This is a genomic window from Microbulbifer sp. SAOS-129_SWC, assembly GCF_039696035.1.
GTDB lineage: Bacteria > Pseudomonadota > Gammaproteobacteria > Pseudomonadales > Cellvibrionaceae > Microbulbifer.
Map to the genome: position 1 here is coordinate 535,540 of NZ_CP155567.1, position 23,432 is coordinate 558,971.

Annotated in this window: 18 protein-coding genes and 1 tRNA gene; 8 read left to right on the forward strand and 11 right to left on the reverse strand. The window is 56.9% G+C overall.

Annotated elements, in window-relative coordinates:
- Positions 1 to 56 precede the first annotated feature (56 nt).
- Positions 57 to 3,719, reverse strand: coding sequence for a CBM35 domain-containing protein (locus ABDK11_RS02175; protein WP_346838687.1), 3,663 nt, complete (start codon positions 3,717 to 3,719; stop codon positions 57 to 59).
- Positions 3,720 to 4,157: 438 nt separating this feature from the next.
- Between ABDK11_RS02175 and ABDK11_RS02180 the strand changes: the two genes are divergently transcribed.
- Both ABDK11_RS02180 and betB read left to right on the forward strand, forming a co-directional pair.
- The gene (locus ABDK11_RS02180) at positions 4,158 to 4,697 is read left to right on the forward strand and encodes a DNA starvation/stationary phase protection protein (RefSeq protein WP_346838688.1); all 540 of its coding nucleotides are present in this window, start codon (positions 4,158 to 4,160) and stop codon (positions 4,695 to 4,697) included.
- 85 nt (positions 4,698 to 4,782) lie between these two features.
- Complete coding sequence (gene betB, locus ABDK11_RS02185) at positions 4,783 to 6,246, forward strand: betaine-aldehyde dehydrogenase (protein ID WP_346838689.1); 1,464 nt, start codon at positions 4,783 to 4,785, stop codon at positions 6,244 to 6,246.
- Between the two features lie 119 nt (positions 6,247 to 6,365).
- Here the strand turns inward: betB and betA are convergent, their stop codons facing one another.
- From betA to ABDK11_RS02210, 5 genes are all read right to left on the reverse strand, one after another.
- Positions 6,366 to 8,063: a choline dehydrogenase gene (betA, locus tag ABDK11_RS02190; RefSeq protein ID WP_346838690.1), complete on the reverse strand. Its 1,698-nt coding sequence runs from the start codon at positions 8,061 to 8,063 to the stop codon at positions 6,366 to 6,368.
- A 33-nt stretch (positions 8,064 to 8,096) separates the two neighbouring features.
- The gene (gene betT / locus ABDK11_RS02195) at positions 8,097 to 10,163 is read right to left on the reverse strand and encodes a choline BCCT transporter BetT (RefSeq protein WP_346838691.1); all 2,067 of its coding nucleotides are present in this window, start codon (positions 10,161 to 10,163) and stop codon (positions 8,097 to 8,099) included.
- Positions 10,164 to 10,433: 270 nt separating this feature from the next.
- A complete protein-coding gene (locus ABDK11_RS02200; protein ID WP_346838692.1) occupies positions 10,434 to 11,390 on the reverse strand; it encodes a zinc-binding alcohol dehydrogenase family protein in 957 nt (318 codons plus the stop codon).
- Between the two features lie 45 nt (positions 11,391 to 11,435).
- A complete protein-coding gene (panB, locus tag ABDK11_RS02205) occupies positions 11,436 to 12,221 on the reverse strand; it encodes a 3-methyl-2-oxobutanoate hydroxymethyltransferase (RefSeq protein WP_346838693.1) in 786 nt (261 codons plus the stop codon).
- A gap of 180 nt (positions 12,222 to 12,401) precedes the next feature.
- The gene (locus ABDK11_RS02210; protein WP_346838694.1) at positions 12,402 to 12,821 is read right to left on the reverse strand and encodes a GFA family protein; all 420 of its coding nucleotides are present in this window, start codon (positions 12,819 to 12,821) and stop codon (positions 12,402 to 12,404) included.
- Positions 12,822 to 13,055: 234 nt separating this feature from the next.
- Between ABDK11_RS02210 and ABDK11_RS02215 the strand changes: the two genes are divergently transcribed.
- The 3 genes from ABDK11_RS02215 (at position 13,056) to ABDK11_RS02225 (ending at position 16,260) form a co-directional block, all read left to right on the forward strand.
- Positions 13,056 to 13,643 (forward strand): YdeI/OmpD-associated family protein, encoded by a 588-nt coding sequence (locus tag ABDK11_RS02215; protein ID WP_346838695.1) that lies wholly within the window; start codon positions 13,056 to 13,058, stop codon positions 13,641 to 13,643.
- Between the two features lie 334 nt (positions 13,644 to 13,977).
- On the forward strand, positions 13,978 to 14,754 hold the full coding sequence (locus ABDK11_RS02220; RefSeq protein WP_346838696.1) for a DUF3298 domain-containing protein: 777 nt from the start codon (positions 13,978 to 13,980) through the stop codon (positions 14,752 to 14,754).
- A gap of 543 nt (positions 14,755 to 15,297) precedes the next feature.
- Positions 15,298 to 16,260, forward strand: coding sequence for an IS30 family transposase (locus tag ABDK11_RS02225; RefSeq protein WP_346838697.1), 963 nt, complete (start codon positions 15,298 to 15,300; stop codon positions 16,258 to 16,260).
- Between the two features lie 38 nt (positions 16,261 to 16,298).
- Here the strand turns inward: ABDK11_RS02225 and ABDK11_RS02230 are convergent, their stop codons facing one another.
- The 3 genes from ABDK11_RS02230 to ABDK11_RS02240 form a co-directional block, all read right to left on the reverse strand.
- Positions 16,299 to 16,682: a hypothetical protein gene (locus ABDK11_RS02230; protein ID WP_346838698.1), complete on the reverse strand. Its 384-nt coding sequence runs from the start codon at positions 16,680 to 16,682 to the stop codon at positions 16,299 to 16,301.
- Positions 16,683 to 16,872: 190 nt separating this feature from the next.
- Positions 16,873 to 17,199, reverse strand: a complete 327-nt coding sequence (locus ABDK11_RS02235; protein ID WP_346838699.1) for a hypothetical protein — start codon at positions 17,197 to 17,199, stop codon at positions 16,873 to 16,875.
- Positions 17,200 to 17,347: 148 nt separating this feature from the next.
- Positions 17,348 to 17,920, reverse strand: a complete 573-nt coding sequence (locus ABDK11_RS02240; protein ID WP_346838700.1) for a hypothetical protein — start codon at positions 17,918 to 17,920, stop codon at positions 17,348 to 17,350.
- Between the two features lie 302 nt (positions 17,921 to 18,222).
- Here ABDK11_RS02240 and ABDK11_RS02245 point away from each other — a divergent pair, with 302 nt between their 5' ends.
- From ABDK11_RS02245 to ABDK11_RS02255, 3 genes are all read left to right on the forward strand, one after another.
- Positions 18,223 to 19,191, forward strand: coding sequence for an IS30 family transposase (locus ABDK11_RS02245; protein ID WP_346836609.1), 969 nt, complete (start codon positions 18,223 to 18,225; stop codon positions 19,189 to 19,191).
- A gap of 774 nt (positions 19,192 to 19,965) precedes the next feature.
- Positions 19,966 to 20,439: a hypothetical protein gene (locus tag ABDK11_RS02250; protein ID WP_346838701.1), complete on the forward strand. Its 474-nt coding sequence runs from the start codon at positions 19,966 to 19,968 to the stop codon at positions 20,437 to 20,439.
- 713 nt (positions 20,440 to 21,152) lie between these two features.
- The gene (locus tag ABDK11_RS02255; RefSeq protein ID WP_346838702.1) at positions 21,153 to 21,650 is read left to right on the forward strand and encodes a hypothetical protein; all 498 of its coding nucleotides are present in this window, start codon (positions 21,153 to 21,155) and stop codon (positions 21,648 to 21,650) included.
- Here ABDK11_RS02255 and ABDK11_RS02260 read toward each other — a convergent pair.
- Together ABDK11_RS02260 and ABDK11_RS02265 are read right to left on the reverse strand one after the other, a co-directional pair.
- Positions 21,616 to 22,584, reverse strand: coding sequence for an IS30 family transposase (locus tag ABDK11_RS02260; RefSeq protein WP_346836609.1), 969 nt, complete (start codon positions 22,582 to 22,584; stop codon positions 21,616 to 21,618). The two genes, ABDK11_RS02255 and ABDK11_RS02260, sit on opposite strands and share 35 nt — an antisense overlap.
- A 708-nt stretch (positions 22,585 to 23,292) precedes the next feature.
- A tRNA-Ile gene (locus tag ABDK11_RS02265) sits at positions 23,293 to 23,369 on the reverse strand.
- Positions 23,370 to 23,432 lie beyond the last annotated feature (63 nt).

Here is a 23,432-nt window from a genome sequence, read left to right on the forward strand (position 1 = left end):
TAAAAAAGACGCCCCGGAGGGCGCCTCAAGTGTCGAGAGAAAATTCCGTGTGCGGGTTACTGCTGGCAGGGCACCTTGCCGAGACCGAGCACGTAGCTGATGTCGTGGGCCAGCGGCGAGTTGAACGGCAGCTCGCGGCCCTTGCCGGCGGTGGCACTGATGTAGTCGGCCAGGTCCTGGCCGGCCGGCAGCCAGTTGGCGAGGATGATGTCGCGGGAGGTCTGCGAGTAATCCTGGGACAGGTCGCCGACGCTGCCGGAGGCATCGTTGATCTCGCGCGCGTAGGCCGGGTCCAGATTGCACTCGGCATCGGAGAACCACAGCCAGGAACCGTCGTCGCGGAAGTTGCCGTCGGCCACGTCGCGCGCCATTTGCGCCTGGCGCTCGTCCAGCGCCGCATCTGGATCGTCCTTCTCCTGATGATCGCGGTTGATCATGAAGGCGTTGTCCTGCCACAGCACGCTGGCCCCCACGCGCACGCTCAGCACATCCTTGCGGTAATTCATAAACAGGTTGTTGAACATGTGCGAGGTGCCGCGGCGGATCAGCGGTACACGGCGACCGGTGTTGCCGAGCGTCATGTAGCGCGCGTCGCGGGTGATAAACGCGTTGTGGTGCATGGTGGTGCGGATCTGCGCGTTGATCGTACGGCTGTCACTGGAGCCGTGCAGCGCCGCACGCAGCACGTCCACTACGCGGTTGAATGACATGGTGATGTCGTAGGCACCCACTTTCACGTCGAACGCCGAATCGCCGGTGTAGTCGAACGTGTTCCTGTGAATCCAGATATCGTGCGAGGCGCCGGTGGAGCGGATCATATCCGGATCCAGCTGGTGGTCCTCCACGTGGCCGGCGCCACGGAAATCCAGCCCGGTCATGATCACACTCTCGGCGGTCTGCACCGGTGCGCCGGAGCTGTCCTTGCCGATGGCGAAACCGTTGAACAGGAAGTAGCCGTGGGTCAGGCGCCCGTCGAGGGTTTTGTGCGAACCGACCACCGCGTTGCGGATCGGCAGATTCTTGTCGTTGAGGCGATCATTGAAGAAGGCGTTGTGGCAGTCGTCGCCCTGGGCATAGCCGTTATCGTCACACCACTGGTGGTAGTCGATACACTGCGCTTCGGTGCCGCCGATCGCCGCCTGTACCGAAGCATCGCCGCAGAAATTGCGGTACATGGCGATTTCGGTTTCGCTGGCGAAGTCGAACTTGTCGAACACGATCCAGTTGTAGTCGTCGCCGGTAATGGCATCGAGAATCTGCGCTTCCACCGAGCGGCCCTGCGGGTCGTTCTTGGTGATCACGGTCAGGTGGCTGTTGCCGTTGGGGTCGTAACCGCCGAGGGCGTTTTCACCGTAACCGACGGCGCGGCCGAGGGTTTGCGACAGGCATTCGACGATCTGCTGGTCGCTGGTCAGCGTAGCGGAATCGCGCCAGTTCACGTTCGGGTCGGTGGCGAGGATGTAGCAGTCGTTACTGATATCGCCCAGATCGATACTGCCGCCGGAGGAGGAACTGCTGGAGCTGGACGAGCTGCTGCCGCCGGACGAGCTGCTCGACGAGCTGCTACTGGACGAGGAGCTGCTCGACGATGAGCTGCTGGAGGATGAACTCGAAGAGCTGCTGCTGGACGAGGTACTGGCACTGCCGCCATTGCAGTCGCCGGCCTGCGGCGCGTTGCCGGTCACCTGCAGCCGGTCGATATTCGCCAGGCCGTTGCTGCCAGTCGCTTCGAGCCGGATGCTGTTGTAACCGGCGGCGAGCGACACCACCACCTGGCTGCTGTCGGCATAGCTGGTCCAGGCACCGGTATCCGTCATGGTGACCGACGCGGCGCTGCTGCCGTTGATGATCACACTGGCTGCGCGATCGCTGCCGCTGCTGGCATAGCGCCACTGCAGCGTATAGAGCCCGGCCGCGGGCACGTCCACCGACCACTCCACCGCGGTACCGGAGGCATTATCGGTATTGGCGTAGCCGCTACCGGTGTAACCGGCGTGCTCACTTTCGATGACGCCGTCCACGGCACAGAAACCCGCGACGCTTTCCTGCAGGGTCAGCGTCGAGCTGGTGCTGCCGCCGGAAGACGAACTGCTGGAAGAGGAACTGCTCGACGAGCTGGAAGAGCTGCTGGAGGAACTGCCACTGGCGTTGTACAGCTCGAACTCGGCGATCTGCGGCGCACTGCTGGCACTGTCGATCATCAGGTCGAGCTTGTCCATCGTCTGGTCGCCCAGGTAGACCTGCAGCGCCGCGCCGATACCGGTGCCGGACGCGAGTTCCGCACCGGTGTCGTGGTTCACCAGCCGCCAGGCCTGCGTGGCGCTGCCGATTTCGCGCACGATCACGGTATTGAAACTGCTGTTGAAATTCTTCACCGAGATGCGTTCGCCGCTCGAAGAACCCGGCTGCCAGTAGCTGGTCAGGTCGCCGTCGATGACATTGCCGTAGCTGGTGCTGTTGCCCTTGCTGCTGCCGTCGGCATCGCCGGCGAGCGCCAGGTTGCTGCCCAGGTCACCGCCGCCACTGGAAGAGCCGGAGCTGCTCGATGAGCTGGAAGAAGAGCTGCTGGAGCTGCTCGACGAACTGCTCGATGAACTGCTCGATGAACTGGAAGAGGAGCTGGACGAAGAGCTGCTGGAGCCGGACTGGCAGTTGCCGTCGGACTGCAGCATACCGGTATCCGCGCCGGCGGTGGCCAGCACAATCTGCGGTACGCAGCCGGCATCATCCAGCGCGTAGGCATAGGGAATGCTGATCGAAGTGGTGGACACCGGGTTGGGGCCGGCGGGATGGTTTTTATCGCCGTCCGCCGTCCAGGTGACATTGGAGTAGATATTGCCGCTCACATCCCAGTAACCCATATCGTTGGTATAGAAGGTGCCGATCGGATCCTTGGAATCTTCGAAGTAATTATTGTCCGCCTTGATCTGGCCGCCGATGCGCGGATTCATGCCGGACTTGTTCAGGCTGCGGTAGTAGTTGTTGTACGCGTGCGCGGTGCCGTGGCGTAGCAGCGGTGTGCGCGAGTCGATGTTGTCGTACAGGTTGTGGTGGAAGGTCACCGGCCCGTTGTCGGCATCGCTGTCGCTGGAACCGATCAGGCCGCCGCGACCGGAATTGCGCAGGATGCTGTAGGACAGGGTCACGTATTTGGTGTTCGCCTTCAAATCGAACAGCGCATCGTAACCGTCGCTCTCGCCACCGGAAGCCTCCAGTGTGAGGTGGTCCGCCCACACATTGGACACATCGCTCTCCATGCCGACGGCGTCGCCGCCGTTGGAGGTGGGCGAGCCGGATTTCTTCACGTTGCGCACGTGCAGGTTCTGCAGAATGATGTTGGACGCACTGCGGATATGAATCCCCAGCTCATCGAACAGGGCACCGCTGCCGACGCCGACCAGCGTCACGTTGCTGATTTCTTTCAGCTCGATCTTGTCGTCGGCGGTATTGCAGCTGTCGCCGGACACCTTGCTGGTATTGCCGTGATTGATGGTGCCCTCCACCTGAATAATGATGGGGGTGTCGCTGGCGGCGCGATTGCACAGCGCCTGGTGAATTTCGGTACCGGTGGTGGCGTAGACCACCTGACCGCCGGCGCCGCCGGTGGTACCGCCGTTTTGAGTGGCGTAGCCGGTTGTCTGCGCCGACGCCCAGGCCGGCAGCAACAGACCGCCCAGCAGCGCGCCGAGCGCCGCTGGTATTCTCGCTTTGGTTTTCATGTGACTTTCCGAATTTATTTTTTTAGGTTCGATAATCAGTCACTGCGCGGGCCGATGCTCAGCCCGACCAATCATCATCGCTGAACTGCGGGGCCCGGTCGCCGCGGGTGCGGCGAGATCGGGCCCGAACCCGCTGTCCGGTGCAGCTGGGGCGGGGCTTTTGGTCAGCCGGAATAATAATTGGCAATACCAAAAACGAAAAAGAGGTTAGTCAGTGGGTTTGTTTTTGTAAAGCCTCTTGCCCGGGCTGGTCTGATCGTGCTGCGTTCTTGTGCACAGGTTCGCATTTCGTGACAGATAAGGCGGGTGATTCATTGCGGTGTCGTCTGCTGCTGCGTGAATTGCGCGTCAGGCTGGCGCTGTCTAGTCTTGAGCCAGGGTGGCGTGCAATTCAGCCCGCCGGCCTGTTTCCCCGGCCGCTTTTCTGTGAGGTTTGCCATGGCCAAGACGGCAAAAGAGACGCTGCGCAGCAAAGAGCACGCGCGGCTGAATACCCCGACCGATCTGGGTGAAATTGCACGCGAAGACATTACCGGTGCGGTGAATGCGCTGCTGGCGGATACCTTCGGGCTGTATATGAAAACGAAGAATTTCCACTGGCATGTAAGTGGCCCGCACTTTCGCGATTACCACCTGCTGTTTGATGAACAGGCCGAGGAAATTCTCGGCATGACCGACAGCCTTGCGGAGCGCGTGCGCAAGCTGGGCGGTTCCACCCTGCGTTCCATCGGCCATATCAGCAGGCTGCAGCGCTCCAGCGATAACGACGCCGAATACGTCGACCCGCAGGACATGCTGGCGGAGTTGCGCGAGGACAATCAGGCGATGATTGCGCGCATGCGCGAGGTACACGACCTCTGCGACGAACACGAAGATGTGGGCACGGCCAGCCTGCTGGAGGATTTTATCGACCAGGCGGAAAAGCGCACCTGGTTCCTGTTCGAGACCAGCCGCAGCACCGGCATGACCCGGCACTAGCGCCGGGCAGCCGTGTTGGACGGCCACGCGCGGCGGCGTGACTGACGCCGCTTTCCCTGCGCCGGCGAAATTGCGGAGGTAACGCATGTCCCTGCTCGACGATCGCCTGCTGTGGATCGGTGGCCAGTATGTGGCTGCCGAGGACGGCACCTTTTTCGATACCCTCAACCCGGCCACCGGCGCAGTTATCTGCCGGGTGGCCCGCGCCAGTGCCGCGGATGTGGATAAAGCCGTGGCCGCCGCGGAGCTGGGCCAAGCCGAGTGGGCGGCGATGAGCGGCGCCGAGCGCGGCCGTATACTGCAGCGTACCGCAGAGCTGCTGCGTGCCCACTGCGATGAAGTCGCGCGGCTGGAATCCCTCGATGGCGGCAAGCCGATTGCCGAGACGCCGGAGGCGGATGTGGGCTCGGCGGCCGACTGCCTCGAATTTTTTGCCGGCCAGGCGTCGTCGTTGCAGGGGGAATACCAGCTGGTGCCGGGGGGCTTTTTCTATACCCGCCCGGAACCGCTCGGCATCTGCGCCGGTATCGGTGCGTGGAATTACCCGGTACAGATCGCCGCATGGAAATCGGCTCCGGCCCTGGCGGCCGGCAACGCCATGATTTTCAAACCGGCCGAGCTGACCCCGCTCAGCGCACTGCGGCTGGCGGAACTGTTCAAGGAAGCGGGGCTGCCGGACGGTGTTTTCAATGTAGTGCAGGGTTTTGCCGAAACCGGCCAGGCGCTGACCGCGCACCCGCGCATCGCCAAGGTCTCGCTGACCGGCGAGGTGGGTACCGGCAAGGCGGTGATGCGCGCCGCTGCCGATACGCTCAAAGGCGTCACGCTGGAGCTCGGCGGCAAGTCGCCGCTGATCGTGTTCGACGATGCCGACCTCGACAACGCCGTGGGTGCGGCGATGCTCGGCAATTTCTACACCCAGGGGCAGATCTGTACCAACAGTACCCGGGTGTTCCTGCACGAAAAGATCAAAGACCGGTTTGTGGAAAAACTGCTGGTGCGGGTGGCCAGGCTCAGGCTGGGCGACCCGCTGGATCCCGACACCGATGTGGGCCCGCTGATCAGCGCCGAGCATCTGCAGAATGTACTCGGCTATATGAAAAAAGGGGTAGAAGAGGGTGGCAAGCTGCTGATCGGTGGCGACCGCGCGGAGGTGCCGGGGTGCGAGAACGGCAACTTCATACAGCCCACGGTGTTCGACGGGCTCAACGACAGCATGACCATCGTACGCGAGGAAATCTTTGGCCCGGTCCTGTCACTACTCAGTTTCAGTGACGAGCGCGAAGTGCTGCAGCGGGCCAACAATACCGAGTTCGGTCTCGCCGGTGGTGTATTTACCCGCGACATCCAGCGCGCCCACCGGGTCGCGGAGAAGCTGGATGCCGGCATTGTGTGGATCAACCACTACAACATCACACCGGTGGAAATGCCGTTTGGCGGTTTCAAGCAGTCGGGCATCGGCAAGGAAAACAGCCGCCGCGCTTTCGAGCACTACACGCGGCTGAAAACCGTCTATGTGGCCGAGGGCGATGTGGATTCGCCCTACTGAAATCGACGTGTACAGGGACCTGATTTCACCGGGCATCGGCAGTGTATGCGCCGTTGCCCGGCGCGGTTTGCGCAACAGCGGTTGGCGCAGCGATTGCCGATAGGCGGTTGAGAAAACCCTTATTCCAGCGGCCGCTCCGGTTTGCCCTCGCGCTGGCGGTTCTCCCAGTCTTCCGCCACACCCACATCCGCGTTCGATGGTGTCAGCAGGGTTTTGCCGAGAATATGGTCGGCGGCCTTTTCGCCGATCATGATCGTCGGCGCGTTGAGGTTGCCGTTGGTCACCGTGGGCATGATCGACGAATCCACCACGCGCAGGTTTTCCATGCCGTGCACGCGGCACTCCGGGTCCACTACCGCCATCTCGTCCGTACCCATGCGGCAGCTGCCCGCCGGGTGGTAGGCGGTCTCGCAGGTCTCGGCCAGCCAGTTGTCAATCTCGTCATTGCTCTGCACGTCCGGCCCCGGTGAAATCTCGCGGCCGCGGTAGGGATCCATGGCACTCTGGGCAAAAATTTCGCGGGTGAAGTGCAGGCCGGCGCGAAACGCCTGCTTGTCTTCCTCGCGGGCAAAATAATTGAACACCATTTCCGGCGCCGCGGCGGGATCGGCGGATTTCAGTTTTACCCAGCCGCGGCTGAGCGGCTTGTTGGCCCCGAGGTGCACCTGGAAACCGTGGCCCTTTACCGCGCTGGAGCCGTCGTAGGCGATGGCACCGGCGAGGAAGTGGTACTGGATATCCGGATACTGCAGGCCGGCGCGGCTGCGGATGTAGCCGTTCGATTCAAACTGGTTGCTGGCGCCGAGCCCGCGTTTGAACAGCAGCCAGTTGACACCGATCCACGCCTTGCCCAGCGGGCCCAGCCAGCCGTTCAGGGTAACTTTCTGCGTGCACTCCTGCTGCACCCAGCACTCCAGGTGGTCGTGCAGGTTCTGGCCCACGCCGGGCAGGTTGTGCACCACGTCGATGCCGTGCTCCTGCAGGTGCTCGGCCGGGCCGATGCCGGACAGCATCAGCAGTTTGGGCGAGTTGAATGAACTGGCGGACAGAATGACTTCGCGGTTGGCGCGGGCGCGGAAAGTTTTGCCGTGCTGACTATATTCCACCCCTACCGCTTTTTTACCCTCGGTGATCACGCGGGTGGTGAGGGCGTGCATCTTCAGCTCCAGGTTGGAGCGGTCGCGCGCCGGTTTCAGGTAGGCCAGGGCGGTGGAGCAGCGCACCCCGTTGCGCACGGTCATATCCATGCGCCCGAAGCCTTCCTGGCGGCGGCCGTTGTAGTCTTCGGTATAACCGTAACCCGCCTGCTTGCCCGCCTCGATAAAGGCGCGGTACAGCGGGTTTTGCATGTTGTTGCCATTGCAGGTGGAGAGCGGGCCGTCGCCGCCGCGGTAGTCATCGGCGCCGTAGACACAGCCCTCGGCGCGGCGGAAATACGGCAGCACGTCGGCGTAGCTCCAGCCGCTTGCGCCGTGCTCCACCCACTCGGCGAAATCCCCGGCGCAGCCGCGCACATAGACCATGCCGTTGATGGACGAAGAGCCGCCGATCACCTTGCCACGCGCTTGGTGGATACGGCGGCCGTGCAGCCCCACTTCCGGTTCGGTGTGAAACCCCCAGTCGAAGCGCGGCATGTTCAGCGGGATGGAAAATGCCGTGGGCATGCGGATGTAGATGGAATTGTCGCGGCCGCCGAACTCCAGCAGCAACACGCGGTTGCGGCCGTCTTCGCTCAGGCGGTTGGCGAGCACCGCGCCGGCCGAACCGGCGCCGACAATGATGTAGTCGTAGGTCTGGTCGAATCCGTTCGCGTCCATGTTTCGTCCCTCTGGCTCGTATCAGGTACCGGGCTAGGTGGCGCCGGGCTGGCCTTCCTCGCCCGGCGTGCGCGACGACAGTTCGCGGCGCATATGCAGGAACTGCAGGTGGGCCTCGAAGTGATCGACGATATCGCCGATGACCTGTTCGCGGGTATAGCCCATCAGGTCGTAGGTCAGGCCGCCTTCGCGCAGGTGAGGTTCCAGCCGGTAATAGGTGGAGCGGGGTTTTTCCGCGCGCAGGGTGAATGCGGGCATGCTGCACTGGCGCGGCCAAACCTGGTAGGTGAAATTCACTTCCTCGCCCAGATCCACGTCGAGGGACAGGTGCAGCTGCTCGCCGGATTCGCCGCTGATGGTCACCGGATAGCCCTTCTCGGTGAGTTCCTCTTTCACTGCATCGAAGGCCGGGCGCACGGTGCGTTCGACAAAGTGCTCCACCTGCCGCAGGGTGGGAAAGCTGATTGCACGCGCCAGCCGCTGGGTCCAGTTGGTGTGCCCCTCGCGCGACATGGTGCGGCCGGACAGGTGGCCGGAAAGCGCTTCTTGCATGCTGGCGGTCTTCAGCCCTTCGAGGCGCAGCGCCTTCCACAGGCTGACCATCATCAGCAGCAGCACGAAGGTGAACGGCAGCCCCATGATCACCACCGCACCCTGCAGTGCCGACAGGCCGCCGGTCATCAGCAGCGCTACGGTGACGATGCCGATAATGCCGGCCCAGGTCACGCGCATCCACGGCGGCGCGTCGTGGTTGGGGTCGTCGATGCGGCAGGTCAGGTTGGAGAGCACCAGCGAACCGGAGTCGCCGGAAGTGACGAAAAACACGATCGCCAGGATGGTGATGGTAATGGTGGTGAGTAGCGACCAGGGCAGCTGCTCCAGGAACAGGTAGATGGCCGAGCCCGGGTGGGCGACCGCTTCATGGCCGAATTGGGTCGCGCCCTCCATGACCATATCGATGGCGGAGTTGCCCATGATCGCCATCCACGCCGCCATAAAGGTGAACGGCAGGATCAGGGTGCCGGCCACGAAGGAACGGATGGTGCGGCCGCGGGAAATGCGCGCGAGGAACAGCCCCACAAACGGCCCCCAGGCGATCCACCAGGCCCAGAAGAACAGGGTCCAGGCGTTGAGCCAGTCGGTGGGCGGATCGAACGCGAAGGTGTTGAAGGACAGCTGCACGAAGTGCTGCAGGTAATCCCCCAGGTTGGTGACGAAGGCATCGAGCAGGAAATGCGTGCGGCCGCTGAACAATACGAACAGCATCATCAGCACCGCCAGCAGCATGTTGAATTCCGACAGCCGCCGGATACCGCGCTCGACCCCGGTGGCGGCGGAGATGGCCGAGAACACCACAATCATCACCGCCAGCGCCGCCTGGGTCAGTGTGCCCTCGGGCACACCGAACATATATTTAAGGCCGAAGTTGAGCTGGATAATGCCGATGCCGAGGCTGGTGGCAACCCCGAACACGGTACCCAGCACCGCCGCGATATCCACCGCATTGCCGAGGGAGCCGTTGATACGCCGGCCGAACAGCGCGAACAGCGACGAGCGGATGGTCAGCGGCAGGCCGTGGCGGTAGCTGAAAAACGCCAGCGCCATCCCCACCAGGGTATAAACCCCCCAGCCGGACAGCCCCCAGTGCAGGAATGTGAGTTCCATCGCGTGGCGCGCCGCGGCCACGGTGCCGCCCTCGCCGACGGGCGGTGCCATGAACTGGGTCACCGGCTCCACGATGCAGTAGAAGATCAGATCGATACCGATGCCGGCGCTGAACAGCATCGCCGCCCAGGTGACCACATTGAATTCCGGCTCGGCGTGGTCCGGGCCCAGTTTGATATCGCCGAACTTGGACACCGCGACCAGCACCACAAAGGCCAGGTAGGCCACGATGGCGAGGAAATAAAACCAGCCGAAACTGCCGGAAATCCAGCCCAGTACCCAGTTGATCAGGCGGCCGGCCTCCTCGGTAAAAAACATCGCCCACAGGGAAAACAGCACGATACCGATAATCGAACCGTAAAAAACCAGGGGTTTGATACGGGCCTCCGACACCGAGGGCGCGGAGGTTTCCTCGGAGGGCTTGGACTGGTGCATCCCATACTCCCGATGGATTGAGCGCGCCAGATTGAGCGCGGCAGTGAGCAAACGGATTTGCCGACGATTCTTTCAGCGTAGACCAGAGTGCCCGCTTGGCGCGGCGTACGGCATTGGAGGGGGAGTGGTGAAGTGGGTGCGAGCACACATGTTGCGCACCGGGCATGACGCAGGCCGCAAGTCGCGCACCACGGTGTCGAGCGGCGCGCCGGTCACGGCAATGGCGAGCGCGCCTGGCCGCAGGGCCAGGCGGGGTGTGGCTGGTAGGGGCTAGGGCAGGGTAAACACCAGCCGCGCGCGGCTGTCGCGGTTCCAGGCTGTCTCGACCTGCGCCAGCGGCAACGCCTCGGTCGCAATCTGCAGGCCGGCGCTGTCCACCGCCTGCAGCATCTCGCCGATACAGCGCACCAGCACCGGGTGCGCGACACTGCCAAGCCCGCTGCCGAGCAGTTCCAGCCCGCTGCTGCGCAGCGCACCGGCGGGCAGGTTGATCTCGTAGCCACCCAGCGCGCCGATATTCACGAAGCGAATGCGCGCCGCGGCCGCGCCCTGGGCTGATCCGGTGGTCGCGGCCATAAACGCCTCCGCCACCGGCCCCCACACATAGTCCAGCACGATATCCACACCGCGATCGATCACCGCGCGGAACTTCTCCGTCATTTCCGCGCGGGTACCATTGAGGGCGATAAATTCGTCCGCGCCGAGCGCGCGCATGTCCGCCTCTGAAGCCGGGTTGCGCCCGGTGGCGATAACCCGCCCGGCACCCAGGTGGCGGGCGATGCCGATCGCGAGCCGCCCGGAGGCGCCGGTGGCACCGTTGACCAGCACTGTCTCGCCCGCCTGCAGGTGCGCGCGTTCGGTCAGCGCGGCCCACGAGGACATACCCGGGTTGGCGATGGCCGCCGCGGTGACATCATCGATGCTGTCGGGCACCGCCGCGGTGCAATCCGCCCTCACCGCCACGCGCTCGGCCATGGCGCCCACCGGCGGGCGCGGAAAAGCGAAATAGACGCGGCGGCCGTCGTCGAGGCGCCCGACGCCGTCGGCGCCGGGCACGAACGGCGGCTGCCCGCTGGTGTAGTGTTTGCCGCCCGCCTGCAGGCGCACCAGCTGTGACAGCGCGGCGGCGCGCACCTGCACCAGGACTTCGCCGTCACCGGCCTCGGGTTCGGCAAAGTCGCCGTAGCGCGGCGCGCTGTCAAAAGAATCCACCACTGCTGCTTTCATGGGTACCTCCGGGGTGCTGTTTTGGGCCGGTGCGGCTAGTGCTCGCTAGCGCCCGCCGGCGCGGGCGAACGGAATGATATTGTTGGGAAACTCGCGGGATTCGACCTCACCGGCGAAGTCCTTCGCCACATCGAGGATCGACTGGCTGAGATGCGCGTACTGTTTGGAAAATGGCGGCCAGTAGTCGCCGAGCCCCAGGGCATCGTTGGTCACCAGCACCTGGCCGTCGCAGTCCGGGCCGGCGCCGATACCGACGGTGGGGATGGCCAGCCCGGCGGTAATCTCCGTGGCCAGGTCGTAGGGGATATGTTCCAGCACCAGCATAAAGGCCCCGGCAGCCTCGATAGCCAGCGATTCCTCGCGGATCCGCTGTGCCTCGCTGTCACTGCGGCCCACCTTGGCGAAGCTGGTGGCGGTCTGGGGTGTCAGGCCGGTATGGCCAACGACCGGAATCTGCTGCTGCACCAGATGTGCGATCACATCCAGCTTGGCGCCCTCCAGCTTGATGCTGTCGGCGCCGGCATCCAGCAGTCGCCGCGCGCAGGCCAGTGCGGTGGCGGGGTCGCGGTCGGTGCGGTAGGGCAGGTCGCCGATAATATGCGTCTTCGGCGCGCCGCGGCGCACGGCGCCGACGTGGTATTCCATATGTTCGATGGTGACGTCGCGGGTGCTGTCGAACCCCATCTCCACCATCCCCACGGTATCGCCCACCAGGATTACCGGAATTCCGGCGCGTTCCAGCGCGCGGGCTACCGGACAGGTATAGGCGGTAAGCATGGCGATCGGGCGCTGGCCCTTCATTTCAACAAATTCACGGGCGGTCAACTTCATGGAATATTCCTCCCCAGGGAAAACTGGAGCCCGGATTATTCCACAAGGGCGGCGGCTACCGCAGTGGAATCGACGGATGGAAGTGACTGCGCGCCCGAATTGTGAAGGCGTCTACCCGGCTGCCGCGACGCGGCGCCAGCACTTGTTTCCGCAGTGCCTGTGTCATCAGCGTGGGTTCGTTTACCAGGTATCCGGGTAGGTCGTGTGCGTGGGCAGCCCGCCGCTGTCGTTGTCCCAGTCGGCGCGGGAATCCCAGAAGATATGGTCCGTCGGTGCAATCGGCGGCATCTCGTCCAGCGCCCCGGCCGGCACCACCACCACCGTGCCGCTGCGCGAAATGCGCGGCAGTGGGCTGCCGCAGTTACGGCAGAACCACTTGCCGAAGCTCTTCGCCGTGGGCAGGTCGTAGCGGGCAATCGATGCCTCGCCGGCCAGCCAGGTCAGCTGCTCCGGCGCCACCAGCAGATTGGTGGCGTGCCCGGTACCGGTTCCCTTGCGGCAGCGGCTGCAGTGGCAGTGCACCATGCGCTGGAATGGCGGGCTGATTTCGAATTCGACCGTGCCGCACAGGCAGCTGCCGTGGATTGCAGATTCGCTCATGGAGTCCTCCCGGGGTTGGGGCGAGCAGGCACCCACTATAACAGCCGTGGCGGTTTCGAACAGGTGTACAACCACGCGTGCATCGCCATGGAAAACTCCCGGATGGGGGTTCTATTTTGCCGCAGGGCGGGCATAGAATTGTGGTTCCGGCGCAACTGCCGGAATTCTCTCGTTGCCGGGCAATGTCGCGTAAAACCCGATCATTGAAAATTCCCAGATTCAGGGTGTCGAACAATGGATGGTAAAAACCCGCAGGTGGATGCCTTTATCGGCCGGTCGGAAAAATGGCAGCAGGCATTCACTGCGCTGCGTGCGGTGATTCTCGACTCCCCGCTGACTGAAGAGCTGAAATGGGGCAAGCCCTGTTACACCTATGACAAAAATAATGTGCTGATCCTGCAGGGCTTCAAGGAATTCGGCGCGCTGCTGTTCCCGAAGGGCGCCCTGCTCAGGGATCCGGCCAACGTGCTGGCAAAGCCCGGCGAAAATACCCAGTCCGCCCGCAGGATCGAGTTCAGGAACCCGCAGGAAACCGCAAAAATTGCCGGCCTGCTGAAAAGCTATATCGACGAGGCCATCGCCATCGAGAAAGCGGGCCTCAAGGTGGAATTCAAGCAGACCGCGGATTTCGCCATCCCCGAGGAATTCCAGAGCCGCCTGGACAGCGACCCGGCGCTGAAGGCGGCTTTCTTTGACCTGACCCCGGGCCGGCAGCGAGGCTACCTGCTGCATTTTTCCTCCGCCAAGCAAGCGAAAACGCGCGCGTCCCGGGTGGAGAAGTGTGTCGACCGAATTCTCGATGGGCAGGGCCTGAATGACTAGCCCGGACAAGGACAGCGCAGGGCCGGAAAATACCGCCGAGCGCGTCGCGCTGTGGCGGGCCATCCATGTACAGAGCGATGCGTCGCCACCGGTGCTCGACGACGAAATCGGCCTCAAACTGGTCGCGCCGCTATCGTCGTCCGCGCGCGCTGTAAGGGATAAGCGTCGGGCCGCTGTCTGTATACCAGTGGGCGGTGATTTTAATACCGCTGGCAATGTTGACTGCCCTGATGTGGTATCTGGGCGAAAAAGATAGCGGCGGCCAGGAAAACCGTGAACCAGGCGAGAGGAAATGAACATGTGGAATATGAACGGTTTGCGGGCGGTTCGGCTTGTGCCTGTAGTAGCCCTGCTTTGTAGCCTGCTGTGGACGTTGACCGCCTGTGAAAAGCAGCAGGCCGCGGCCGAAGTACCCCTGAGTTCCAAGCTGGAAACCAACGAATGGCGCGCGCCGGCGTGCAAGGACGACAAGGATTGCACCGCAGTGGTCATCCGGCGCGAAGTGTTCACCAATCATCCCGCGCTCAACGACGCCATTCGCACCCAGTTGCTCGAGCAGCTGCAGGGCAATGGCGAAGCGGCGGAGTCACCGGCTAACACCAGTTTCGCGCAGTTAGCGCAGAATTTTATCGCGGAAGCCGCCAAGGTTTCAGATATGTCTGTAGCCCACTGGCAGATGAACGGAGAAGCGGAAAAGCTCGCGCGCCACGGCAACCTGCTCACCGTGGCAATCAACACCTATACCTACAGCGGCGGCGCCCACGGCATGCCGGTAACCCACTGGCTGAACTGGGACCTGGCACAAGACAAGCGCGTCATCCTGAACGATATTATCGAGCCGGGCCAGGAAGGCGCCTTCTGGAACCTGGCACGGGACGAACACGAGCAATGGCTACAGGCGCAGAAGGCGGATGCCGACTTCAGAAGCAGCTGGCCGTTCCAGCACAGTGAGGATTTTCAGCTGACTGAGAAGGGAGTGGTGTTGCTGTATGGGGTTTATACGCTGGCGCCTTATTCCTCTGGCGAGGTGGAGTTGACGGTGCCGCATGCGAAGCTGGAGGGGGTGGTTCGGAAGGCCTATTTAGTAGCGAAAATCGGTTCAGGCGAATGACGGCCCTCCGTTACATGAACAGTCCTCGTAAGATTGCTATTGTTTGCCTTTTTTGAGAAATGAATTTATCAATGGCCCTCGTATCTACCCCAAAATAGTGCCCGTATGCTGATTTAGCTGGGGGGCGGCATGAATCTCCTGGGGGCTATGGCTCAAGACTGCCGCCCCGGTCTTTTTTGCATTGGCAAAATTCGGGTTAGGGGGGAGCCGGAACCCCCCTGGTCGGCACCGTGTGCAATAGTCGTCAGCCTAGCAGTTACGCAAAACAAACCGGTCTCCCTAGGGGTAGGCATGGCTAGACAAAGCCGGCGCAGTTGGGAATATTAAGGGTTAGCGCCTCGCACTGGGTTGCTTGTTTTGTGCAGTTTATGTGCAACGATGGAGTGAAGCGAATGCACATAAAGCGTGCACACTAAGGCGTCCCATTGTTGTGCTTTGTTAAGCGGGCCGAATTCATATACTAAGTGCGACACTGTTATTATTAAGAGAGGTGACCTGCGATACTGAGGTCTTTTTACTCCCGCCAAGAAGTGAAAAATAACCATGAAGTACCAGCAGATCACCTCAGAAGAGAGGTATATCTTGGCTGCGTTGAGAAAACAAGGGTTTTCTGTAGTCGCTATAGCCAAAAACCTCGATCGACATCGCAGCACCATCTACCGCGAAATCAATAGAAACAGCTGCCACCATATTGACGGCTCATATCGACCTAGTAAAGCCCATCGGCGCACTGTTGCAAGGCGAAGGCGCTCGAGGCGTAACAGACAATACAGCCATGGTGACTTCAAGGTAATTAGAAATCTACTTCGGAAAAAGCTGAGCCCTGAGCAGGTTGTCGGCTATATACGCCGATTTGGTTTGATGGCTAAGCGTATAAGCCATGAAACAATCTATCAGTACATTTGGCGAGATAAAGCCGCCGGTGGCACGTTATGGACACACTTGCGACAATCATCTAAGCAGCGGCGGAAGCGCTACAAGGCCTATGACAGCCGAGGAAGGCTAGCTGATAAACGACATATATCTGAACGCCCGGTTAGTGTTGAAAGCCGAAAATACCAAGGTCACTGGGAGATCGATACTGTCCATGGGCGAGGTAGCAATCATTGTATAGTGACGTTATCTGAGAGGAAGACGGGCTATGTGATGATCGGCAAGCTGCCGGATAAATCTACAGCGGCGCTAAATAAGAAAGTCATAAGCCTGATAAATCGGGATCCAGCTGGGTTCAAGACGATCACAGCAGACAACGGTACAGAGTTCCATCAATACAAGAAGATTGAAGGGCGTCACGACGTGAGATTCTACTTTGCCAATCCATATCACTCCTGGGAAAGGGGAAGCAATGAGAACATCAATGGGCTCATTCGCCAATACTTACCCAAAACGGAAAGCATGGAGGGCCTTACCCAGCAGCAGTGCAATCAAATTGCCAATCGCCTCAATCAGCGACCAAGAAAACGCTTTGGCTACAAAACTCCAGAGGAAATGTATTATGGGATCTAATGGCTATTGTCGCGGTTCAAACTTGATACTAAGCGGACTTAGCGCCATACTTGGATTTCTATCTCTTGCCTAATTGGGGCTTCGGCTCCACCTTTAGAAGAAATGTTGAATATAATTTTTTCTCCAACTTGTAAGTGTGCTTGCGCTAGCCCCCACCCATAAGGGTGCGTAATAAAGCTATCTCGGATTGTGCCTGCTTTAATAATTGCTTCTCTCGTATTTTCGATCTCCCAAGAGATAAGACCAAAGCGAAGGATATTTAAGCACCAAGGATCTTTACTATCTTTACACTTCTCTATGTCATTTGACCCAGCTGCTTTTTGCTCATCGAACCAAATCCATATCGAATATTCCGATTCTTTTTTAGCCGTGAATTCAAATGATTCCGGTTTAGTTAGCGGAAGATAAGTTTTTCCTATCATTTCCTCTCGCGTCTTTCCACACGAGCAAAGCAAAAATAGTAATAGGAATATAACCTTCGATTTCATATTGCGTTTGATACCTTGTCAAACGGCTAAGTAATAGGTGGCCAAAGTGTATAGCTAAGAGAATCCGAGCCAACTATTACGTATCCGCTTTTTAAGTACCTTTATATAAGCACTTTGACCTATTTCAGTAGCGCCTACTTTTTAAGACTGCTGCCAACATAAACGCCAAGCCAAGTACTAAGCCTGCTATAACTTGCGACTTTTCAAACTCCAATATCAAGTTAGCAAGGTAAACAAAGATTAATAAAACTACTGCAGATGAAGCAAAAATTTTACGATCTTTTGAGTTGAGGATAATAAGAGAAGGTGACGCAAATATAATAAATATAGCAATAGCCATCACCATAGGCGGCAGCAGATTACCGAGCGGGATTAACACAGCGGCAATTCCAATAAATGGAGAAAATACTGCTTTTCCCTCTTGTTTAGCTCGCGTCAATTTTTGAGTCATGCTTCCTGTCCTTATAACTCCACCAGGAGGGGCAGCTTACCTTGTGCGCGTTTTGCGCGAAAATGAGAGCGCAGTGAGCAGCGCGAAACGTGCACAAGGTGAGCTGTCCCGCGGAGATCCAAAGGCCTGGAGTACACTTCTCGGCCTTTTACATTTTGACGAGGGCACGAATTTTTTCCACGAACTCCGTTGGCTCTGGTACCTGTATAGCCGGGATGACAATAGCATTTGCCCGATTTATGAAAATCATTATCAATCCGCGCTCATACTCGATGGAAGTAAAATTATCCCAGCAGAGAAAAATATCATGCTTACTGTTTTTACTTCTAATGCCACTCTCAGATACCTCTATTACTCGCTTTTCATAGATAGAGTTATCTACAAGCGGTAATAGATTTTTAAGAAATTTAACTTCTTTAGAATAGATTGAGAAAAATATAACTGCGCAGACGACAGCCGAGAATGCTGCCGACTGCCAATGCAACCCCATTTCTGGACGAATAAAACCCAAAATTACGATCGCAATCATCAGCCAGATGAAGGCATTGAAAAAAGGAGAATCAATCCAGGACTTGGTATCTTTCAATGCTTTAGCACGGATGTAATGATTAAAGATCTTCCAATCTTTTTCTTCTAATTTAGCTTCTATCACCATGATCTTAAAATGTAAAGTCGCCAAAACACGCAGCTTTTTAGTGAAGGTAAAGCCGTAAAGGAACAACTGTTGCTGTGCTTGACTTTGTTAGCCATTTTTCTCAGCGAAGTTTGAACAAATCAGGCGAGATACTTTTCCGTCTTTATGGAAAATTGAAGATTCACCGTTATGCATATTTATTAAAAGATCCCCATTCTTTAACAACCATGATGTTTTTGGAGCACTTACAAGGGAGTGTAGTCTTTTAACTTTATAACTTTTTTTATCTATAAGATATATCGAACGCGGTTTCGGATAATAAGTGCAATTGGTAAGAGAGAGGCCAGCTGGTAGAGTCGGCGCTTCTCCCCGCCAAGAGAAAAGCACTGATGAGCTACAACCAGCTGACCGAGAACGAACGATACCAGATTTATAGTCTGAAGAAAGCCGGGCACTCGCAAATAGAGATTGCCGAACTTCTGGAAAGGCATCCCTCTACGATCTGTCGAGAGCTGCGTCGCAACAAAGGGCTACGAGGGTACCGGCCCGGGCAAGCTCAAAAGCTGTCGAATGTTAGACGGTATGGGGCCCACAAGGCTCGGAAGGTGACGGACGAGGTACGTGATCAGATTGAAACGCTGCTCCGGCAGGAGTTAAGCCCGCAGCAGGTAGCAGATTATCTGAAACGGTGTACGGGTATTTCCTTACATCATGAGACAATTTATCAGCTGATCTATGCCGACAAGGCTCATGGCGGCGATTTGTATACGCATCTGCGAGTAGCGTCAAAGCCCTACCGCAAGCGTTACGGCAGCAACGATCAACGCGGCAAGATCAAGAACAGAGTGAGTATTGATGAACGCCCTGAGGTTGTTGACCTGGGTAACCGAATTGGCGACTGGGAAGGCGATACAGTCATCGGCAAAGGCCGCAAAGGTGCGCTATTGACCCTGGTAGAGCGCAAATCGCTGTATACGGTCATTGTGTTGCTGACGGGCAAGAGAGCCGACTTGCTCGCCGCTGCAGCGGTTGCGCATATGGTACACCTTAAGGAGAAAGTCAAAACAATCACGTTCGACAATGGCCTTGAGTTTGCCGGTCATGAAGAGATCGCGAAAGGACTGGAGGCGGATATTTACTTTGCCCATCCCTATGCATCATGGGAGCGTGGAATCAATGAAAATACCAATGGTCTTATTCGGCAATATTTCCCGAAGGGAACGGACTTCAGTACGGTATCGGATGAGCAGGTTCAGTTTGTCATGGACCGCCTGAACAGCAGACCAAGAGCGACCAGGGGTGGACGATCGCCAAATGAGCTATTTATGGGGCGGCGGGACGATTTGCTCGCTGCATGAAGAAATTGCAGTTATTACTTGAAACCGCGTCATATTGGTATTAGCAGCATTGCTATTTATTGGCGCCGGCTACCTATTGTTCCGCGTATTGTTTGGTAAGCGTAGTAAACCAGCTCAAGGGCTATCTTAATAACGGGGTATGTTATTGGTGCCATGAGCAGCGTTATTTTGGTCCTATCAGTTTTTGGAACAGGTAGCTCTTCGTATATGGTAGGTACCGCTTTAATTGGTTTGGCTGGGTGCACAACATTAATCAAGCAGGGCAAGTGCGGTGATCATTCTTAACAATCACAGGCAGCAAGTCCCAGTCACCTGCGGGGCCTGGGAGGGACGGCCTACGCTGCGCTTCGGCCGCCTCTGCTATGGGCGTTATATGAATCCAGTCGTTTTCGACAACAAGTAGATTTTGAGTAACACATGAGTATAAATATTGGGCTCGTCCCTTACATACTGATCTTCACTTCCGTTATTCCAGCATTACTGGCATTTTGGGTTGCGAAAAAGCAAGGTCGTTCAACCGTAGCCTGCTCAGCGGCTGCTCTAGCTTTAGGTTTTAGCTGTATCGGTGGTTGGCTTTACTTGACAGTACTAACCCTCTTAGCGCCAAAGCAAGTGAGTGGTTAAGTCCCATATAAAAAACGCAGACAGAATGCTCCGGCCCTTCGGGCCTCCGTGGGACGTCTTACTATGTGCACATTTTACGCAGGTCGATTCGCTCCCATTTTTGCGCAAAATGCGCCCAAAGTAAGCCGCTCCTGCTGCGGGCGTTCTTGAATGTTAAAGATGAGAGTATTTTTCTATTTTTTGTTTTTGATCTTTAGTGCCTTAGCTCAGGCAAAAGATATGTCATGTGAAGATTGGGTACGGTCATTTGAAGAAGCCTATAAATTCGCACATACCTACAAGCCTTGCATAGACGCGGCTCGAGCTGGTGACACTGCTGCTCAGTACCAGTTAGGTATGTCCTATGGATTTGCAAATGAACCAGAAAAATCCTTGCATTGGTATTTGGAATCAGCCAAAAGTGGGCAGACTGCTTCGTATTTAGGTTTGGGGAATTTCTATTTTTACGAAGGGCAAAGCAGCTATCAAAAAGCTGTTAAGTGGTATTTAATGCACGTTAAGGCAAAGGCGCAAGGGTATGAGGTATCTTGCAGCATGTTAGGCCGAATTTATCAGGAAGTCGGTGACTTTACGGGCTCACTTCAATATAAGAAATTGTGTAGTTCCCAAGAAATTAAAAAATGAACAGCTCTGTCACGTAACAGGGCGCCGCAGTACGACGTCCTAAGCCGTACCTCTTTTTTGGTCGCTACGCTTATGCCACAGAGTCCACTCAACTTTGGCCGCGGCTGAACGCGGCGTTATATGAAAAAATGAATAAGCTATTTATATTTTTATTGATGCTCGCACTTTCTGACCTGTCGTTCGGCAGGAGTATCGTTGAGAAGGATCTGGTGGGTGAGTGGGTTCCTACTGGAAGAATGCCTAGAGAAGAGGATGTTCAGCTCCATAAGCTTATAGTGAATAAAGATCTAAGTGCTTTATACATTCCAATTGATACTAAGTCACCCAATCAAACGATTATGGAATGTGAATACAAGCCAAGTTCAACGCAAAATCAAGTATTTGTATTCTATTGCCTGCATGATGGAAATCACCTGTACACATTATCTCTAGGAGGGTGGGTTATAGATTCCGGTTACAAGGAACTGTTCGGATTTGAATATTGGCTAAATTGGGTGGCCCCGGCCCAGATAATGAATGGGCTCCCGGTGAGCCTAAAGTCTGTTGGCACATAACAATTACAGGCAATGAAGCTCCGGCTCTTTGGGCCTGTGCGGGACGCCTCACTTTGTGCACATTTTGCGCGAAGCGCTATTCACATGCACCCATTTTTGCGTAAAAAGCGCACAAGCTAAGCCGCCCCTCCTGTGAGCGTTAGCCATCAAGGATTATTAATGAATTTAATACGATTATTTGGGTTTATTTCTGGTTTATTTATTTGCAATTATTCCTTTTCAGATGTACTGCCACACGTCGCTTGTGAGGAGTTTGATCCCTACTTTGCTGATCAAATGACTCCAGGAAAACTAAATCATAGAAATGGGCGGGCACAACTAGAACAATTAACATTCAAATTTGATGTCGTTGGTTATGGGCCAGAAGGTCGAGTTGTAAATACTGTAGATGAAGTGCCCGTCGTCGCACTTCCTGTGGAGGATGGCTGGTTGCTAGGCAGTGACCGAGGAGAATGGGGTGGCAATCTTGTCCTCAAGTCAAATAAGGGTGAAACCAAAAAATTGCTAGAAGCAAATATTGAAAATATTTATGTGTTTTCATATGGATACATAGCTACTGCTGGGTTATCCCATCTGGGTATGAATCAAGGTTCCGCGGTTTCAAGTAATAACTGCAATTTCTTCATGCAGCGAGCAAATCGTCCCGCCGCCCCATAAATAGCTCATTTGGCGATCGTCCACCCCTGGTCGCTCTTGGTCTGCTGTTCAGGCGGTCCATGACAAACTGAACCTGCTCATCCGATACCGTACTGAAGTCCGTTCCCTTCGGGAAATATTGCCGAATAAGACCATTGGTATTTTCATTGATTCCACGCTCCCATGATGCATAGGGATGGGCAAAGTAAATATCCGCCTCCAGTCCTTTCGCGATCTCTTCATGACCGGCAAACTCAAGGCCATTGTCGAACGTGATTGTTTTGACTTTCTCCTTAAGGTGTACCATATGCGCAACCGCTGCAGCGGCGAGCAAGTCGGCTCTCTTGCCCGTCAGCAACACAATGACCGTATACAGCGATTTGCGCTCTACCAGGGTCAATAGCGCACCTTTGCGGCCTTTGCCGATGACTGTATCGCCTTCCCAGTCGCCAATTCGGTTACCCAGGTCAACAACCTCAGGGCGTTCATCAATACTCACTCTGTTCTTGATCTTGCCGCGTTGATCGTTGCTGCCGTAACGCTTGCGGTAGGGCTTTGACGCTACTCGCAGATGCGTATACAAATCGCCGCCATGAGCCTTGTCGGCATAGATCAGCTGATAAATTGTCTCATGATGTAAGGAAATACCCGTACACCGTTTCAGATAATCTGCTACCTGCTGCGGGCTTAACTCCTGCCGGAGCAGCGTTTCAATCTGATCACGTACCTCGTCCGTCACCTTCCGAGCCTTGTGGGCCCCATACCGTCTAACATTCGACAGCTTTTGAGCTTGCCCGGGCCGGTACCCTCGTAGCCCTTTGTTGCGACGCAGCTCTCGACAGATCGTAGAGGGATGCCTTTCCAGAAGTTCGGCAATCTCTATTTGCGAGTGCCCGGCTTTCTTCAGACTATAAATCTGGTATCGTTCGTTCTCGGTCAGCTGGTTGTAGCTCATCAGTGCTTTTCTCTTGGCGGGGAGAAGCGCCGACTCTACCAGCTGGCCTCTCTCTTACCAATTGCACTTATTATCCGAAACCGCGTGAACCATACATTGGCAGTGGCGTCATTTTCCAGAACTCCCAGGCAAGAAGCATAAAGGAAAACTGACATTAAGGAGAATACCAATATTGAAAATAGGGCCTCATAGAAGCACTCCCACTTAGTGGGAAGACGATCAATATTCTATTTCTTGTCTTCTGTGCTCATAGACTCTTAACAGTTTATTAAAGAGCTACCCGCGTCATATCTCGGTAAGAGCTTTTTAGATTCCACGAAAATGGAAGTTAGATCAATAGGTTGCCGACCTACCATGATTCATCTGTCAAAATTAACGAGCTCCAAGTCGAGTTGCGCGCCTCCCGGTTTGGCTCTTGATAAGCGGCCGCATAGTAGTGAAATCAATAAGTTAGCTATGAATCCAATGTGTTAAATAGCCCCCGGCTACTGAATTCGGTCGTTTTTTCTGCCGCCGGCCCAATTTCATTACCTATCAAATTAAATGGGGGCAGAACAAAGTTTTGACGCGTAATTTTATTTTGGTGGAGGCCGGATCATATCTCCACTGAGGGGAAGAGTGGGAAATGGGTCGATTGCCAGATTGCAGGCTGAACTTAAATTGGTAGCTAGGGCAGCCGCAAAGAACGGCTCAGCGGGGAAGGAAAAATGGTGGGCCCTCCGGGACTTGAACCCAGGACCTGCCGATTATGAGTCGGATGCTCTAACCAACTGAGCTAAGGGCCCCCACTGAAGACGCCGGCGGCGGCGCCGTCAGCGGTCTGGGAAAATACTCGATTTCCCCTTGGG